Genomic DNA, 16,202 nt, shown 5'->3' with positions numbered 1-16,202 from the left:
CCTCCGCTACCCCCTGCCCCGCGAGGCGCGGGCGGAGCAGAGTGGGAGGGTCGGCAGGTCGCCGACGCGAAGGGAGAGCGCCATGAGCACCGACCGCACCACGGGTGAGGACACCGAGAAGACCGAGGACCTCCCCGACGGCACCGGGACGGACACCTCCTCCGGTGGCGGCGACACCGACACCGTCTCCGGCGGCGAGCCGGACGAGCCCGCCGAGTAGGGCCGTGAACGACGAAGGGCGGGACCGCGAGGTCCCGCCCTTCGTCGTTCCGCCGATCAGATCAGCGGGCCGTCGCTCTCGCTCGAGCGGCGGGTGACCTGCTCGCCGCTGGCCGGGTCGACGGCCGAGCGCGTGGTCGAGACGGCCTGGCGGCGGCGCGTCAGCAGGACCAGCCCGAGGATCAGGCCGACCGCTCCGGCCGCCATGAGGATGTAGCCGACCAGCTTCAGGTCGATCCCGGACACCTGCACGTCCACCGCGAAGGCGAGGACCGCGCCGACGACGAGGAGGAAGATCCCTGCTCCGATGCTCATTGCGTGCTCCTTCTGACTGCCGCCGGAGCGCGCGCGGGAAGCGCGCAGGGGCACCGGCGATCGCCCCACGGTAGACCTCGGGTCCGGCGGCCCCCAGGTCTTCCGGCGGGAGCCTCCGGGGGTGTAGGGCGGTGCCGGGTCAGCGGTCGGAGACGCGGAGCATCACGCGGGTGCGGTCGGCGCGGGTGACCAGGCCCTCGATCAGGAGGAACACGCGGTACTCGAGCCGGTACTTCGCCAGGAACACGCGGCCCAGGCGCTCGACCTCGCCGGGGTCGGCGTCGATCTCCGCGGCGGCCTCGACCGGCACCGCGTAGTCGGAGACCCGGCCGCGGCGGTCGCAGGGGACGAGGGTCACCCGCGCGTCGTTGCGGAGGCGCTTCACCTTGCCGCTGCGGCGGGGAGTGGTGACGATCAGCTCGTCGCCGTCGCGGGCGATCCAGACCGGGGTCGAGACGGCGTCCCCGGACTTCCGGAACGTGGTGAGCGAGACGAAGCGCTCGTCGGCGAGAGCGGTGAGGTCCTGGGAGAGGGGCATGTCCGAAGTAGAGCGGCCGGGAGCGGTCACCGCAAGCCTCCGTGGCACCTCGATCCGCCCCCGTAGGGTGGAGTGATGAACGACGCGACGCCTCTGATCGGCCCGACCGAGGCGCCCGATCTGCACGTGATGACCTACAACATCCGCCGGCGGATGCCGCGCCTCACCTCCCGCGCCGTCGACCAGTGGGACCGGCGCCGCCCGCTCGTCCAGCGGGTGCTGGAGCAGGAGCGCCCCTCGATCCTCGCCGTGCAGGAGGCGCTGCCGGACCAGTCGGCCGCCGTGCACGAGGCGCTGGGCTCCTCCTTCGAGGCGATGGGCTTCGGCCGGGACGCGGACCGCGGCGGCGAGCGCGTGATGCTCTTCGTCGACCGCAGCCGCTACGCCGTCCGGCACTGGACCCAGATCGCCCTCTCGGACACCCCGGACGTCGCCGGCTCGCGCAGCTGGGGCAACCGCATCCCGCGCACCGCCGTGATCGCGGAGCTGACCGATCACGCGACCAGCCGCGAGCTCACCGTGATCTCGACCCACTTCGACCACATCTCGCGGCGCTCGCGCCAGCGCTCCGCCGAGCTGATCGCCCGCCGCGTCCTCGAGCTCGGACGCCCCGCGATCGTGATGGGCGACACCAACACCGACGTCGACACCGTCCCCTACCGGACGATCCTCGAGGAGGGCCGCCTCGCGGACGCGTGGGAGGCGGCGGAGAAGCACCTCACCCACTCGTGGAGCACCTTCTCGAACTACCGCGCGCCGGCGCCGGGCAAGCGGATCGACTGGCTGCTCGTCAGCGAGGGCGCGTTCGAGGTGGTCTCCGCCGGGATCAACGCCGTCCGCTACGGGGGAGCGGCGCCCTCCGACCACGAGCCGGTCCAGGCCGTGCTGCGCTTCACGAACCCGTGAGCGGCTCCGCCCTCGTCGAGACCTTCCTCGAGCCCCCGCGCACCCGCGGGGAGTGGACGGCCGACGGCATCCGCGCGATCGGGGCGGCGAGCATCGTGGCAGCCTCGATCGGCTGGGACCTGGTGGACGTGGCGGTGCTCGCGCTCGCGGCGATCGGGCTGGTGCTGCCGCGCTTCCTCGGCATCCGTCCGGCGCTCGACGCCCTCTTCGGGCTCGCGCTGCTCGTGGCGTCCTGGAGCAGCGTCCTCGGCCTCTACGAGGCCTGGCCGCAGTGGGACCTGGTCGTGCACTGCGTGCTCAACGGGCTGATCGCCGCGGTGGCCTACATCATCGCCGCGCGGGCCGGAGTCGTGCCGGCGGTCGCGGGCGATCGCGGGCCGCTGCTCCCGGCGGTCGTGCTCTGCGCCTGCTTCGGGACGACGGCGGGCGTCCTGTGGGAGTGGGGCGAGTGGGCGGGGCACCGCTTCATCGACTCCTCGATCTTCGTCGGCTACGAGGACACGCTCGGCGACCTCGCCGCCGGCGCGCTGGGCTCGATCCTCGCCGGCGCGCTGATGCGCTTCTGGTCCGCGAAGTCCCGGGTGGTCGCACCGCGCGCCTCGCGCGGCGTCGGAGGTGCGGCGTAGCCTGTCCCGCATGTGCGGCCGCTTCGCGATGGACTCCGAGACCGATGAGCTGATCCGCGAGTTCGTCGCCGCGGGCGGGCGCGCCGAGGACTGGGCGCCCGACTACAGCGTCGCTCCCACCGACGTCGCGCCGATCGTGCGCGAGCGGCTCCACGACGGCGAGCGGGAGCGCGAGCTGGAGCTGGCGTCCTGGGGCTTCACCCCGTCCTGGTCGAAGGGCAGGGGGCCCTCGCCGATCAACGCGCGCCTCGAGTCGGTCGCGACGAACGGCCTGTTCCGCGGGGCGTTCGCCAAGCAGCGCGCGATCGTGCCGATGCGCGGGTACTACGAGTGGGAGGCCCGCGCCGACGGCAAGCAGCCCTGGTTCCTGCAGGGCGAGGAGCCGATCCTCGCCGCGGCCGGCCTCTACACGGCCCGGAAGGAGGGCGACGACTGGCGCGTCTCCTTCACGATCATCACCCGCGAGGCGCGCGACGCCTCCGGCGAGGTGCACGACCGGATGCCCGTGTTCCTCACGCCCGACGTGCGCGACGCCTGGCTCGACCCGGCTCCGCTCGCCTCCGCCGAGGAGATGCTCGCCACCCTCGACCGGGCGTCCGTCGCGATGGCCTCGACCGTCACGGCCCACCCGGTCGACCGCCGCGTGAACAACTCCCGCACCGTCGACCGCCGCGACCCGGGCCTGCTGACGCCGGTCGCCTGACGCCGCTCGCCCGACAGGCGCGGGACGATCCGCGCGGTCCGCGGAACCTCCGGGCGAGGGCGGACGACCGGTGGTGGGCGGACCGGAGAGCACGGGAGGGGCGGAGCCGCGGCCCCGCCCCTCCCGGGCGTCCTACTTCGTGCCGGCGTGACCCGGGAACGGCTTGCCGTTCAGCGAGACCTCGTCGGGGTCGACCTCGACGTCGCCCACGTCGTCCGGGCCGCCCGTGCCGGGCACGGCCTTCACCTCGGCCGAGCCGGAGACCTCGGTGCGGCTCTCCGCCGGGTTCGAGTCCTGCTTGGCCTCGGTCTCGCGCTCGCTGCCGGGCGACTCCGAGATGTCCTTCTCGATGGTCTCGTTCTCGGAGGAGGTGGCGGGAGCCGCCCCGTCCGGCTTGCCGATGGTCGAGCCCTGGTCGTCCTGCTCCGTGCGGTCCTGGTCCATGTCGTCGCCTTTCGTCGGGACCTCCGACGCTACGTCGGGGCGCGCGCGGGGGCACCCGCTTGACAGCCCGGCCGGGGGAGGGCGGCGTGCAGGGTCGACGTACTACCCTGGGTCGACGGTCGCACCGGGGGGGCGCGGCACACCCGCCGCCGACCGCGAGGAGGACTTGTGGCATCCCACCGGACAGGCGACACCCGCATCGTCGGGACGACGGTCGACGGCCGGTACACGATCGAGGAGCTCATCGGCCGCGGCGGCATGGCCACGGTCTACCGGGCGCGAGACGGCGTCCTCGGCCGCTCCGTCGCGCTGAAGATGTTCGCCCCCGGCATCGACGACGCGCAGGACCTGCAGCGCAAGGCGTCCGAGATCCGGCTGCTCGCGGCCCTCAACCACCCCGCTCTCGTCACCCTCTACGACGCGCACGACGGCGGCGACGACACCAACGGCCAGGCCTACATGGTGATGGAGCTCGCCGAGGGGCCGAGCCTGTCCGAGCGGCTCGCCGAGGGCCCGGTCGCGCCGAACGACGTCGCCTCGATGGCGGGCGACCTCGGCGAGGCCCTGCACACGGTCCACGCGGCCGGAGTCGTGCACCGCGACGTGAAGCCGTCGAACGTGCTGCTCGTCCCGAGCCCGCTGACCAGCCGCGAGTTCCGCCCGAAGCTGGCCGACTTCGGCATCGCCTCCCTCATCGACGCGACGCGGATCACCGCGCCCGGCACCCTCATCGGCACCGCCGCCTACCTCAGCCCCGAGCAGGCGCACGGCGACCCGGTCACCTCGGCGAGCGACATCTACTCCCTCGGCCTGGTGCTCCTGGAGTCGCTGACCGGTCGCCGCCCGTTCACGGGCTCGGCGATCGAGGTCACGCTCGCCCGCCTGCTCCGCGACCCCGAGGTCTCGGAGTCGCTCGGCAGTGGCTGGACCTCGCTCCTGACCGCGATGACGCGGCGCGAGCCCGGCGAGCGTCCCGCCGCGCTGCAGGTGGCGGAGTCGGCGCGCCGCCTGATCGATCCGCGGCGCGACTCCCCGCCGGCGGCCATCGTCGTCCCCGACGTCCCCGCCACCCGGGTGATGTCGACGGAGCCGCTCGCCGAGACCGAGCCGATCACGCGGACGGAGGCGCTCGACCCGACCCGCCGGCTCGCGGCCGACGCGTACCCGGCCACGGAGGCGATCGCTCCGACGCAGCGCTTCACCGCGACCGAGCGGATCGCTCCGGCACCGCGGACCGCTCCGGCACCGCAGACCGCTCCGGCGCCGCAGACCGCTCCGGCGCCGCGCACGGCTCCGCTCCGCTCCGCGGCCGCCCCTCCGCAGCGCCGCGGCCCGAGCCCGTGGCTGATCGTGCTGGTGCTCGCGCTGGTCGCGGTCGCCGTCGGGCTCGCGATCATCCTGATCGACGGTCCCCAGTCGCCTCTGCCGCAGGTGGACGGCGAGCTGGGCGACCACCTCCGTCAGCTGCGCGAGAGCATCCGCTCGTGAGGGGCCTCCGACTGCGCGCCGCCGGCGCCGTGCTCGCCTCGGTCCTGCTGCTGAGCGGATGCTCCTCCGCGCCGCAGGGCATCGACGAGGGCACCGCCCAGACCCTCGACGACGCGGTGGTGGCCGTCGCCGAGAAGGCCTCGGCCGACGACTACCAGGGCGCTCTCACCGAGCTCGCCTCGCTGCAGTCGGCGCTCGACGCCGCGCTCGCCGAGGGCTCCGTCAGCTCCGACCGCGCAGCGACGGTGCAGGCGCAGGTCGACGTCGTCCGCGGCGACCTCGAGGCCCTGATCGCGGGAGCCCCGGAGCCGGCACCGGCCGAGACGACCGAACCGGCTCCCGAGGAGACGACCCCGATCGAGGAGGAGCCGGAGGACACGCCGGCCCCCGTCGAGACCGAGGACGACCCCGCCCCCTCGCCCGAGGAGTCGGAGCCGGAGGAGACGCCGACCGAGCCGGAGGAGCCCGCGGAGGAAACCCCGGCCGCTCCCGGCGAGGACGCTCCGGGGAACAGCGGGGACGCTCCGGGGAACAGCGGCGACGCACCCGGGAACAGCGGGAACGCTCCCGGCAACGGCGGGAACGCTCCCGGCAACGGCAACGGCAACGGCAACGGCAACGGCAACGGCAACGGCAACGGCAACGCGGGCGGCAACGGCAACGGCCCCGGCGCTCGCGGTGCGGCGACCGGCGTCGGCGCCCCCGCGGGCAGCGGTGCCGCGCCCGGGGCCGCGAAGGGCCCCGGCGGCCGCTAGAGCGCTACTCCTGCGTCGAGAGCACGGCGAACGCCGCGTCGAGCTCGACGTCCACGTCCGTGCCGTCCTCGCGGGTGACCTCCACCTTGAAGGCGTGGCCGGCGTCGTCGCTGCGCTCGGCCTCGGTGACGGTCCCGGAGCCGACGGCGCCCAGCGCCGCCTCGCTCGCGCGGGCGAGGTCGTCGCCGGTGAGGTCGTCCGGGTCCACGGCGGCCGCGGTCGGGTCGCCGGCAGGCACGCCGTCGTTGTCGGAGCCGGCCTGGAGGGCGCGGTCGTCGGGGTCGACGGACAGGACGGCGAAGGAGTCGTCGAGGCGCACCTCGTACTCGAGGCCGGCGCGGTCGGTCAGGTCCAGCTCGTAGCCGGTGGCGCCGTCGTCGTCGCGCTCGGCCGAGGTGACGGTCCCGCCGCCGATCTCGGCGAGCGCTGCCTCGCTCGCGCGGTCCAGGTCGCTGCCGATGAGGGAGTCGGATCCCTCGAAGCCGTCGGTCGCGGCGTAGGCGATGCCCGTTCCGGCTCCGATCAGCACGACCGCTCCGGCGATCCCGGCGATGATCTTCGTCTTCTTCTGCACGATGGCTCCGTCCCGGCGCCGCTCGTCGACGCCTCCAGCACTCTCGCGGTCGGGCGCTGAAGCGAGCCTGAAGCGCCCGCTCAGCGGACGAGCGGCACCCGTACCTCGACCCGGGCGCCGCCCAGCGCCGAGTCGTCGACGACGACCCGTCCGCCGTGGGCCCGGGCGATCCCGGCGACGATCGCCAGGCCGAGGCCCGAGCCTCCGGCGTCGCGCGCCCGGCCCTCGTCGAGGCGAACGAAGCGCTCGAGCACCCGCTCGCGCTCCGCCGCCGGGATCCCCGGCCCGTCGTCGTCCACCGCGAGCACCGCCTCCGCTCCGTCGATCCGGGTCGAGAGCGCCAGCTGCGAGGAGCGGTGCCGCACCGCGTTGTCGACCAGGTTCCGCAGCGCCCGCGAGAGCAGGGCCTCGTCGGCCACCGCCTGCACGGGTGAGATCCCGCTCGCGTCGACCCGGGCTCCGGAGTCGCGCAGGCGCCGCACCTCGCCGAGGGCGAGATCGTCGAGGTCCACGGGAGCCGCCGCCACGGCCAGGCGCGCCTCGTCCGCCCGGGCGAGCAGCAGCAGGCCCTCGATCAGCCCGCCGAGCCGCACCGACTCCTCCGCGACCGTCCTCGCCAGCCGGGCGGAGTCGAGCCGGTCCGGGTGCGCGAGCGCCACCTCCGCGGTCTGACGCAGCGCCGCGACGGGGGAGCGCAGCTCGTGCGAGGCGTCCGAGACGAAGCGCCGCTGCCGCTCCTGCCCGCTCTGCAGCCGATCGAGCATCCGGTTGAGGGTGTGCGCCAGCCGGTCGACCTCGTCGCCGGAGCCGGGAGCGGCGATCCGGCGGTCCAGGGCGGAGGAGGTGACCGCCTCGGCCTCATCGCGCATCCGCTCCACGGGGCGCAGCGCCCGGCCGACGACGACGGCGCACACCACCGCCACCAGCGCGATCAGCAGCGGGACGGCGACCGCGAGCAGCCCGATCGTCGTGGACACCGCCTCCTCGCGGCCCTCGTCGGGCACGCCGACCACGACGAGGGAGTCGTCGTCGAGCTCGCGGGCGGCGACCACCACCGGCCCCTCGTCGTCCACGTCGACCGTGACCGGGTCGTCGCTCTCGGCCAGCGCGAGCGGAGGGAGGTCCTCCGCGTCCTCGCCCGCGGCGGCGACCCGCCCGTCGACCACGAGCTGGACCAGTCCCTCCGAGCCGCGGACGGCCTCCGGGCCGCCCTGCTCGACCAGCGCAGCGACCCGCTCCGCCTCGGCGTCGGCGGCGGAGGCGGCGCTCGAGGCGAGCACGGAGGAGAGGACCAGGACGAAGAGCACGCTCCCGAGGAGCGCGGCGGCGGCCACCACGGCGGTCGCGGCCGCGGTGATGCGGGTCCGCAGGCTCCGGCGGCTCACCCGGCCACCAGCGTGTAGCCCGCCCCGCGCCGGGTGCGGAGGGTGTCGCGGCCGAAGGGCCGGTCGATCTTGTTGCGCAGGGTGCGGACGTAGACCTCGACGATGTTCGGGTCGCCGTCGTAGTCGAAGTCCCAGACGGCTCCGAGGACGTCGCGCTTGGAGACGACCTCGCCCGCCCGCGAGACGAAGTACTCGAGGACGCTGAACTCGCGCGCGGTCAGCGGCACGGCGACTCCGCCCCGCTCGACGCTCCGGGACGCCGGATCCAGCACGAGATCGCCGACGACGCGCACCGTGGGCCGCTCGGCGGCTCCGCGGCGGATGAGGGCGCGCAGCCGCGCGACGAGCACCGGGAACGAGAACGGCTTGGTGAGGTAGTCGTCGGCGCCGGTGTCGAGGGCCTCGACCTGGTCGAGGTCGCCGTCCTTCGCGGTGAGCATCAGGATCGGAGTCCAGTCCTCGGCGGCGCGCAGCCGCTCGCAGACGCGGAAGCCGCTGACGTCCGGGAGCATCAGGTCGAGGACGATGGCGGCGTAGTCGGCCTCCTGCGCGTACCAGAGGGCGTCGGTGCCGGTGGTCGCGGTGTCCACGGCGAAGCCCTCGGCCTCCAGGCCCGTCTCGAGGGCGCGGAGCAGGTTGATCTCGTCGTCGACGACCAGGATGCGGATGGCGGCCTCCCCGGGCTCGGCGCGCGGGGCCCCGCGCGAGCCCAGGCTAGCCGCGGCTCCGCTGAAGCCCGCCTGAAGGGCCGGCGGACCACCGCGTCCCGCCGAGGCGCCGGCTCCCCGCCGGGACACCGGCCGGAGCGCGGTGTCCCGGCGGGACGCGCGGCGCCCGGGCGCGGGTCACTCGTCGCGGTCGGTGTACTCGCCCTCGCCCTCGGCGGAGGTGCCCGCGGCGCTGGTGTCGACGTAGCTGCCCTTGTCGGCGGTGCTCTGCTCGTTGACCGAGGTGTCGACGTAGCTGCCCGCGGCCTCGCCGGCGGTGTGCGAGACGCCCTCCGTCGAGGTGTACTCGCCGCCCTCGGTGTCCTCGGTGCTCGTGCCCTCGGCGACGTGACGGCCGTGGCCGGCGGTGTGCTCGTCGTGACCCTCGTGGTGGTCGTGGTGCTCGTGACCCTCGTGGTGCTCGTTGTCGTGGTCGTGGTGGGCCATGGCGGCCTCCTCGCTTCGTCGCGTCGGTGCGCGGTCGGATCCGCCGCGCTCGCTCCGAGACTTCTGCATCGGGGGCGGGGGTGCAAGACGTGGCGGCTGCACATCCGTGCCGCGCAACTCCTACCGGCGCCGGATCCGCCCGCCCTAGCCTCCGAGGATGAGCAGACCCCCTCGCACCCGCTGGAGCGTCATCGGCCAGCTCGGCCCTGCCTTCGACGACGGCGGTCCGATGCTGCTGGTCGAGGCCCGATCGGCGTTCGGGCGCCGCCCGATGCACCGCGCCAAGGCGCAGCTGCTGCTGTCGGCGCTCCGCCACCGCGCCCGCGAGCTCGGGGACCGCGCCGAGTACGTCCGCTCCGAGACCTTCGGCGAGGCCCTCGCCGGGCGCGACGACCTCGAGGTGATCGACCCGCCGACCCGCGGCGGCCGCCGCCTCGCCCGCAGGCTCGGGATGAGCGTCCTGCCCAGCCGCGGCTTCATCACGGCCGAGGAGGACTTCCGCGAGTGGGCGCTCTCCCGCTCGGGCAAGCGCCTGCTGCTGGAGGACTTCTACCGGTGGAGCCGCGAGCGCACCGGCGTGCTGATGCGCGGCGACCAGCCCGAGGGCGGCCGCTGGAACTACGACCACGACAACCGCCAGCCTCCGCCCAAGGGCGCCTCCCGGCTCGGCCTGCCGGACCCGTGGTGGCCGGAGGAGGACGACATCGACGAGGAGGTGCGCGCCGACCTCGCGCGCTGGGAGGCCGAGGGGGCGGTCCGCCTGGTCGGCGCCGACGGTCCGCGCCGCTTCGCCGCGACGCCCGCCGAGGCAGAGGCGGCGCTCGCCGACTTCGTGTCGTCGCGGCTGGGCGACTTCGGGACCTACGAGGACGCGATGCTCTCGGGCGACTGGACGATGGCGCACTCGCTGCTCAGCGCCCCGATGAACCTCGGCGTGCTCGATCCGCGGACGGTCGTCGAGGCGGCCGAGGCGGAGTACGCCGCCGGGGGCGCGCCGATCGCGGCGACGGAGGGGTTCATCCGCCAGATCCTCGGCTGGCGCGACTACGTCTGGAACCTGTTCTGGCACCTCGGGCCGGAGTACCGGAACCGCAGCCGCGCGCTCGGCGCCTCCACGCCGCTGCCCGCCGAGCTGCTCGCGCTCGACCCGAGCGGCATCGAGGCGAACTGCCTGCACGAGACTCTCGACGACGTGCACCGGCACGGCTGGGCGCACCACATCCAGCGCCTGATGGTGCTCGGCAACTGGGGACTGCAGCGGGGGTGGGATCCGGCGGAGCTCAACGACTGGTTCGTGGACGTCTTCGTCGACGGCACGGAGTGGGTGATGCCGGCGAACGTGATCGGGATGTCCCAGCACGCCGACGGCGGCGTCGTCGCGACGAAGCCGTACGCCTCGGGCGGCGCCTACATCAACCGGATGTCCGACTACTGCGGCGGCTGCCGCTTCGACCCGAAGGTGCGCCTGGGCGAGAACGCCTGCCCGGTGACCGCCGGGTACTGGGCCTTCCTCGACCGGGCCGAGCCGGTCCTCCGCGGCAACCACCGGATGGCCCAGCCCCTCGCGGGCCTGCGCCGCCTCGCGGACCGCGAAGCGGTGGTCGACCAGGAGCGCCTGCGCGAGACGTACTGACGCGGGGCCGGCGGCGCGCCCGCCGCTACTCCGCGCGCACGAAGCGCGACACGGTGACCGCGACCGTCACCGCGGTCGTCCCCTCCACCGCCGCGAGCCGCGCGTCCAGCGCCTCGGGATCCACGTGGTGGGCACTCGGCCCCATCAGCACCTCGGCGCGCAGCTCGTCGACGCTCATCAGCACCGTCGTGTCGAGCTCGATGCGCTCCTCGAGCGCGAACCCCGCCAGCTGCTCGTCGAGCCGCTCCGCCTTGCCGGCGTCGATGCCCAGCATCCCGAACCGCTCGCGGATCTCGTGCAGGTGCCTCTCGCGCGGAGTGACGACGACGGCGACGCCGCCCGGACGGAGCACCCGCCGCATCTCCGGGGCGTTCCGCGGCGCGAAGACGGTGAGCAGCGCGTCGGCGGAGGCGTCGGCCAGCGGGAGGGGCTGCCAGAGGTCCGCGGTCGCGATCGCCGCCCGGGGATGCGCGCGGGCGGCGCGGCGGGCGGCCGGGGCCGAGAGGTCCAGGCCCAGCCCGTCCGCCGCCGGATGCGCCTCGAGCACGGCCGCGAGGTACGCCCCGGTGCCGCAGCCGAGGTCGACCACGAGCCGCGCGTCGGCGGGGACGGCCGCGGCGACCGCGTCCTGGATCACGCGGTAGTGGCCGGAGCCGAGCAGGTCGGCGCGGGCCTGCACCATCGCCGCGGTGTCGCCCGAGGTCGCGTGCCTCCCGCGCAGCAGCGAGGCGTAGCCCTGACGCGCGAGGTCGGCGCTGTGCCCGAGGGGGCAGCGGAGCGAGGAGGGGCGGGGCAGCGCATCGGGGGCGAGCGCGCCGCCGCAGACCGGGCAGGCGAGGGCGGGCAGCACCGTCGATCCGGGTCGGGCGGCCGGATCGAACGCGCTCACTCCGCTCCGGGCGCGCGAGCCCGCATGGCGGTGACCGCCGCGTTCAGCGTCGCGATGGTCGGCACCGCGAACAGCGCCCCGGCGAGCCCGGCCACCTCGAGCCCGGTCGCGACTCCGAGCACCACGGCGAGCGGATGCACCTTCACGGCGGTCCCGAGGATGAGCGGCTGCAGCACGTGCCCCTCGAGCAGGTGCACCAGGATCACGACGCCGACCATCACCAGCGCGGCGACGGGCCCGCTGAACAGCAGAGCGACCAGCGCGGCGAGCGCACCGGTCACGATCGCGCCGAGGATCGGGACGAACGAGCCGAGGAACACCACGATCGCGATCGGCACGACGAGCGGCAGCTGCAGCGCGAGCGCGCCGATGCCGATGCCGACGGCGTTGATCCCGGCGACGCCGAGCTGCGCGATCACGAACTGGCTGAGGGTCCGCCAGCCGGCGGCGCCGCCGCGCTCCATCGCGGGGCGCGCGCGGCGGGGGAGGAGGCGGAGGAACCAGTGCCAGATCCGGCGGCCGTCGAGGAGCAGGAAGATCAGCGAGAACAGGGTGAGGAGGGTTCCGGCGAAGACCTCGGCCAGCTGGGAGCCGACGGCGAGGGCCCCGGACGCGATCGTCGACGCCTGCGCGTCGGCCCAGTCGACCGCGCGCTGCGCCCAGTCCGAGAGCTGGACGTCCGAGAACGACAGCGGCGGGCTCCGCAGCCACGCCTCGACGCCGTCGACCGCGTCGAGAGCGCGCTGCCCCACTCCGCTGAAGCCGGAGCGCGACTGCACGATCACCAGCCCGACGAGGCCGGTCAGCAGGAGGAGCATCAGGACGATCGAGACCAGGACCGCGAGCGGGCGGGGGAGCCGCAGGCGCTCGAGCCGGTTCCGCAGCGGGGTGAGGAGCGCGGTGAGCAGCAGCGCGATCAGCACCGGCACGACGATCACGGGCAGCAGCGAGACGAGGCGCACGAGGAGGTAGAGGAGCCCGGCGACGGCGAGGAAGCGCCACGACCAGGCGGCGGCGATCCGCATCCCGGTCGAGACGTCGCCCGAGGCGTCGTCCGGCGAGTCCGAGGGGGCCGGAGCCGTGACCGCAGCCGGGGGAGCGGCGGCCGCAGGCGGACTCGCCGCCGTGCCGTGCCGCTCGTCGCGCGCTCGCCGTCCCCGCATGACCCCTCCGATCCTCTCGCAGTGTACGGCGGAGCGGCCGTCCGGGACCGGGAGGGAGCCCGGGGGCGCCCCGCCTGGAGGGATCCGGGCGCCGGATGTGCCGGCAGCGGCTCGTCCGGAGGGCGGAACGCGCCGGATCGCGCCGTCTCCGCCCCGTTCCCCGTCTCGGCCGCGGGAGGCCGGTCCGCGCCGGTAGCGTTGTGCGGGTCGATGCCGAGCGAGGAGGGCGACGGATGCTGGAGGCGGTTCTCGCGATCGCCGCGTGGTGCGCGGGCGCGGTGCTCGTCGTCAGCGGCGCCCTGAAGCTCGGCCGCACGGAGCGGTTCCGGGCGAGCCTCGAGGCGCTCGGGGTCCCCCTCCTCCTCCGGCGCCGCGGCTGGTTCGCGGCCGCCTTCCCCGTCGTCGAGATCGCGCTGGGCGCCGCGGTGGTGCTGGCGCCCGCTCCGGCGCACCGTGCCGCCCTCGTGCCGGTGGCGCTCCTCGACGCCGTGTTCCTCGTCGTCGCCGTCCGCGCGGTCCGCGCGACGGAGGACGTCGACTGCGAGTGCTTCGGCGGGCTGGGCTCGGCACGGATGACCGGACGCACCGTCGCGAGGAACGCGGTGCTGCTCGCGCTCGCGGTCGCCGGGGCCCTCGGCGGGCTCGCTCCGGCCGCGCTGCTCGGCGGCGGCGGTGCCTCGGCGGCGGCGTCCGGGCTCGCCGCCGCTCTCGCCGCGGTCTCGCTCGTGCTGGTGCGCGACCGCCGTGCGGCGTCGACGGCCGCTCGCGTCCGGGCGGCCGCCCGCCTGTCCGCAGCCGACAGGGAGTCCGCGCCGGGGCGCGCGCCCGAGGGCGACCTCTCGGCCGCCGACCTCGCGTTCGTCACAGTGGCCGGCGAGCTCCTGACGCTCGAGGAGTTGTCCCGCCCGGCGACGCACCTCGTCTTCTTCTCGCCCTCGTGCGCCGCCTGCCACGCGCTCGTCGAGCGCTTCCGCTGGTGGCCCCACGGCCTGCGCCCGGGCGAGGAGCTGCTGCCCGTCCTCCTCGGCAGCCGCGAGGACTTCGCGGTGCACGCCGTCTACGGGCCGCTCGTCGACCACGCCCTCTACGATCCGGAGGGCCGCGTCGCCGCCGCCCTCGGCCGAGCGGGGACGCCGGGCCACGTGCTGCTCACGCCCGAGCGTCCGCTCGGCGACGGCTGGACCTCGGGAGCCGCGTCGATCGAGGCACGCGTGCTCCGGCCCGGATTCCTCGCCGAGCTGCAGGCGGCCGGCCCGGACCCGGCTCCGGCGGCCGGCGGCGCGGTACCGGCGGGGTGACGACGGCCGGCGGGCGGAGCGGTGCCGCCGGGCTGTCGACGACCGACCGACGGCGGCCGGGCTCAGCGGCGCTCGAACTCGCCGGACATCGAGCCGTGCACGGGGTGGGCGGGATCGTCACCCACGGCGCGGGCGGGATCGTCGATCTCCACGGCGCGGGCCGGGGGCTCCTCGTCGCTCGCGTCGAGGCCGAAGCCGTCCTCGAGCAGCTCCTGGGCGATGCGGCTCGACAGGCCGCTCCTCTCGCCCGGTCCGGGGTCGCTCTCGGGGTCGACGGGGGCGGCGAACGCCTGCTCGAGTCCGGACGCCGGCATCCCGGCGTCGTCGATCGAGTCGGCTCGCCCGTCGAAGGGTCCTCGTGCAGGTCTCGGCATGCGCCCGAGCGTAGAGGACGGGCCCCCGGAGGTCGACGCTCCGTCGCGCACTGCCGGGCCGCCCGCGCGCCGGGTCAGTCGTGCAGCGACCAGGAGTGGGGAGCGACCTGGACGCCGCCGACGGTCGCCGTCTCGTCGCCGATGTTCAGCGCGAGCCGCGCGGTGCGTCCCTCCGGGCCCTCCGCCACGAGCATCACGGCGGTGTTGGAGAGGTCGACCGTGCGGGTGCTCGCGCCGACCAGCCACGGGTTCCGTCGGCGGAACGCGACGACCTCCTGGTGGGCCCGGTAGGCCTCCCCGCCCGGCCACTCGGCGGGCTCGGCCGGGAACTCCGGGCGGATCGCGTCGTCGCCGCCGATCCGCTCCTCCTTGACGCCGCGCAGGCCCCGCTCGTCGCCGGAGTAGATGCTCGGCACGCCGGCGACGAAGCCGAGGATCGCCGCGGCGTGGCCGTGGTGGCGCTCGTCGCTGACGGCGCTGGCGATCCGGGTCACGTCGTGGTTGCCGACGAAGGTGAGGGGCAGGAACTCGCGGACGAAGTCGTCGTGGCGCTTCAGGGACCAGGCCAGCTCGAAGAGGTTCGCCTCCTCGAGGGAGTTGCGGACGGCCTTCCAGAGCTCGTACTGCGTGACCGAGTCGAGCCCCGACTCCCGCACGTAGCCGGTGTAGTCGCCGTGGATGACCTCGCCGACGAACCACGCGTCGGGGAAGCGCTGCCGCACCGGGTCGATCGCCGCGTGCCAGGCCGCCGGCGCGACCGCGTACGCCGCGTCGAGCCGCCAGCCGTCGATGCCTCGCTCGAGCCAGTGCGCGAGCACGGAGGACACGTGCTCCGCGACCTCGGGGTTCCCGTTGTCGAGCTCGACCAGGGCGTCGTGCCCCTCGAACACGTCGACGCGGAGGCCGTCGACCTCCTGCGACCGCTCGCTGCGGGAGAAGCGCGCCGCCTCGGGGGAGCCCTCGCCGGCTGCGACCGCGGCACGCCACCAGGGGTGCTCCCGTCCCACGTGGTTGAAGACCCCGTCGAGCAGCACCCGGATCCCGCGCTCGCGGCACGCGGCGATCAGCGCGTCGAGGTCTGCCTCGTCGCCGAGGCGGGGATCGACCCGGAAGTGGTCGACCGTGTCGTAGCCGTGGGTGGAGGAGGCGAAGACCGGCCCCAGCAGCAGCCCGTTGCAGCCCAGCGCCAGCAGGTCGTCGAGCCAGGGGAGCAGGGCGCGGAGGCGGTGCTGCGGCTCGTCGTCCGGGCCCGGACCCTCCGAGGCGCTCGCCTCGGCGCCCGTGAAGCCGAGCGGGTAGACGTGCCACCAGATCGCCGTCGAGATCCAACCGTCCGTCTGAGCCATCGTGGCCGTCCTCCCGGCCCGCTCGGGCGCGGGCCGCCGTCACTGTAGCGAGGCGGGCTGGACCGGAGCCGCGCCCGCTCACGGGCCGGGCCGCAGGGCGGTGATCCAGGCCAGCACGGCCAGGCCGGCCCGCACGGAGGCGGGTGCCGTGACGGTGCAGACGAGCAGTGCGAGAGCCGCGCAGGCGAGCCCGGCCACCGCGCTCCTCCGCTCGCCGGCCCGCCGCAGCGCCCGCACGGACGCGATCACCGCGGCGACCGCCACGGCGACGGCGGGGAGGGCCCAGAGCGGATGCACGGAGGACGCGAGCGCGAGCAGGCCCAGCGCGAGCGCGGCGAGACCGGGCTCGTACGGCCGGTGGGCGGGAGGGTGCCGCCGGGGCGGCCGGGGGA

The 16,202-nt window shown here is 75.3% G+C and carries 20 protein-coding genes; 8 read left to right on the top strand and 12 right to left on the bottom strand.

What is annotated here, in order from left to right; genetic code table 11:
- The first annotated feature begins 82 nt into the window (after nt 1–82).
- A complete protein-coding gene (locus C5B95_RS17585; RefSeq protein ID WP_159940924.1) occupies nt 83–220 on the top strand; it encodes a hypothetical protein in 138 nt (45 codons plus the stop codon).
- 56 nt (nt 221–276) lie between these two features.
- On the opposite strand, the gene C5B95_RS13165 is transcribed toward C5B95_RS17585, so the two are convergent.
- On the bottom strand, nt 277–534 hold the full coding sequence (locus C5B95_RS13165) for a DUF6458 family protein (RefSeq protein WP_104222924.1): 258 nt from the start codon (nt 532–534) through the stop codon (nt 277–279).
- Nucleotides 535–673: 139 nt separating this feature from the next.
- Nucleotides 674–1,072 carry a PPOX class F420-dependent oxidoreductase gene (locus C5B95_RS13160; RefSeq protein ID WP_104238818.1) on the bottom strand — a complete coding sequence of 133 codons (399 nt, stop codon included), beginning with the start codon at nt 1,070–1,072 and terminating at the stop codon, nt 674–676.
- Nucleotides 1,073–1,147: 75 nt separating this feature from the next.
- Here C5B95_RS13160 and C5B95_RS13155 point away from each other — a divergent pair, with 75 nt between their 5' ends.
- Genes C5B95_RS13155 through C5B95_RS13145 form a run of 3 tightly spaced genes read left to right on the top strand, consistent with a single transcriptional unit; the run spans nt 1,148 to nt 3,307 of the window.
- A complete protein-coding gene (locus C5B95_RS13155; protein WP_104349361.1) occupies nt 1,148–1,978 on the top strand; it encodes an endonuclease/exonuclease/phosphatase family protein in 831 nt (276 codons plus the stop codon).
- Nucleotides 1,975–2,604, top strand: coding sequence for a hypothetical protein (locus C5B95_RS13150; RefSeq protein WP_104349360.1), 630 nt, complete (start codon nt 1,975–1,977; stop codon nt 2,602–2,604). The genes C5B95_RS13155 and C5B95_RS13150 overlap by 4 nt, the downstream gene beginning before the upstream one ends.
- A 10-nt stretch (nt 2,605–2,614) precedes the next feature.
- Nucleotides 2,615–3,307, top strand: coding sequence for an SOS response-associated peptidase (locus tag C5B95_RS13145; protein WP_104309348.1), 693 nt, complete (start codon nt 2,615–2,617; stop codon nt 3,305–3,307).
- Between the two features lie 132 nt (nt 3,308–3,439).
- Here the strand turns inward: C5B95_RS13145 and C5B95_RS13140 are convergent, their stop codons facing one another.
- Entirely contained in the window at nt 3,440–3,751 is a 312-nt protein-coding gene (locus C5B95_RS13140) for a hypothetical protein (protein WP_104349359.1), read from the bottom strand.
- Between the two features lie 168 nt (nt 3,752–3,919).
- Here C5B95_RS13140 and C5B95_RS13135 point away from each other — a divergent pair, with 168 nt between their 5' ends.
- A complete protein-coding gene (locus tag C5B95_RS13135) occupies nt 3,920–5,239 on the top strand; it encodes a serine/threonine-protein kinase (RefSeq protein WP_104349358.1) in 1,320 nt (439 codons plus the stop codon).
- Nucleotides 5,236–5,994 carry a hypothetical protein gene (locus C5B95_RS17580; protein WP_181068080.1) on the top strand — a complete coding sequence of 253 codons (759 nt, stop codon included), beginning with the start codon at nt 5,236–5,238 and terminating at the stop codon, nt 5,992–5,994. Before C5B95_RS13135 ends, C5B95_RS17580 begins: the two co-directional genes overlap by 4 nt.
- A 4-nt stretch (nt 5,995–5,998) precedes the next feature.
- Here the strand turns inward: C5B95_RS17580 and C5B95_RS13125 are convergent, their stop codons facing one another.
- The 4 genes from C5B95_RS13125 to C5B95_RS17575 form a co-directional block, all read right to left on the bottom strand.
- Nucleotides 5,999–6,568, bottom strand: coding sequence for a PepSY domain-containing protein (locus tag C5B95_RS13125; protein WP_104349357.1), 570 nt, complete (start codon nt 6,566–6,568; stop codon nt 5,999–6,001).
- An 80-nt stretch (nt 6,569–6,648) separates the two neighbouring features.
- Nucleotides 6,649–7,953, bottom strand: a complete 1,305-nt coding sequence (locus tag C5B95_RS13120) for a cell wall metabolism sensor histidine kinase WalK (protein WP_258059999.1) — start codon at nt 7,951–7,953, stop codon at nt 6,649–6,651.
- A complete protein-coding gene (locus tag C5B95_RS13115) occupies nt 7,950–8,621 on the bottom strand; it encodes a response regulator transcription factor (RefSeq protein WP_104222956.1) in 672 nt (223 codons plus the stop codon). Before C5B95_RS13115 ends, C5B95_RS13120 begins: the two co-directional genes overlap by 4 nt.
- 177 nt (nt 8,622–8,798) lie before the next feature.
- Nucleotides 8,799–9,107, bottom strand: coding sequence for a hypothetical protein (locus C5B95_RS17575; protein ID WP_181068079.1), 309 nt, complete (start codon nt 9,105–9,107; stop codon nt 8,799–8,801).
- A gap of 157 nt (nt 9,108–9,264) precedes the next feature.
- Between C5B95_RS17575 and C5B95_RS13105 the strand changes: the two genes are divergently transcribed.
- A complete protein-coding gene (locus C5B95_RS13105) occupies nt 9,265–10,740 on the top strand; it encodes a cryptochrome/photolyase family protein (protein WP_104246940.1) in 1,476 nt (491 codons plus the stop codon).
- Nucleotides 10,741–10,765: 25 nt separating this feature from the next.
- Here the strand turns inward: C5B95_RS13105 and C5B95_RS13100 are convergent, their stop codons facing one another.
- Both C5B95_RS13100 and C5B95_RS13095 read right to left on the bottom strand, forming a co-directional pair.
- The gene (locus C5B95_RS13100) at nt 10,766–11,629 is read right to left on the bottom strand and encodes a methyltransferase domain-containing protein (RefSeq protein ID WP_104323660.1); all 864 of its coding nucleotides are present in this window, start codon (nt 11,627–11,629) and stop codon (nt 10,766–10,768) included.
- On the bottom strand, nt 11,626–12,792 hold the full coding sequence (locus C5B95_RS13095) for an AI-2E family transporter (protein WP_104226121.1): 1,167 nt from the start codon (nt 12,790–12,792) through the stop codon (nt 11,626–11,628). Before C5B95_RS13095 ends, C5B95_RS13100 begins: the two co-directional genes overlap by 4 nt.
- Nucleotides 12,793–13,025: 233 nt before the next feature.
- On the opposite strand from C5B95_RS13095, the gene C5B95_RS17940 reads away from it, so the two are divergent.
- On the top strand, nt 13,026–14,090 hold the full coding sequence (locus tag C5B95_RS17940) for a MauE/DoxX family redox-associated membrane protein (protein ID WP_104226122.1): 1,065 nt from the start codon (nt 13,026–13,028) through the stop codon (nt 14,088–14,090).
- A 62-nt stretch (nt 14,091–14,152) separates the two neighbouring features.
- Here C5B95_RS17940 and C5B95_RS17935 read toward each other — a convergent pair whose 3' ends face one another.
- From C5B95_RS17935 to C5B95_RS17570, 3 genes are all read right to left on the bottom strand, one after another.
- The gene (locus C5B95_RS17935; RefSeq protein ID WP_146076609.1) at nt 14,153–14,464 is read right to left on the bottom strand and encodes a hypothetical protein; all 312 of its coding nucleotides are present in this window, start codon (nt 14,462–14,464) and stop codon (nt 14,153–14,155) included.
- A 74-nt stretch (nt 14,465–14,538) separates the two neighbouring features.
- Nucleotides 14,539–15,810, bottom strand: a complete 1,272-nt coding sequence (locus C5B95_RS13080) for an alpha-amylase family glycosyl hydrolase (RefSeq protein ID WP_104222910.1) — start codon at nt 15,808–15,810, stop codon at nt 14,539–14,541.
- 78 nt (nt 15,811–15,888) lie between these two features.
- The coding region (locus C5B95_RS17570; RefSeq protein ID WP_219813850.1) for a hypothetical protein at nt 15,889–16,202 on the bottom strand (314 nt) is incomplete at its 5' end.

Origin of the sequence: Rathayibacter sp. AY1A7 (genome assembly GCF_002930845.1) — a bacterium.
GTDB lineage: Bacteria > Actinomycetota > Actinomycetes > Actinomycetales > Microbacteriaceae > Rathayibacter.
The sequence above is the reverse complement of the archived record's forward strand: the minus strand, read 5'-3'. Positions and strand labels throughout refer to the sequence as shown.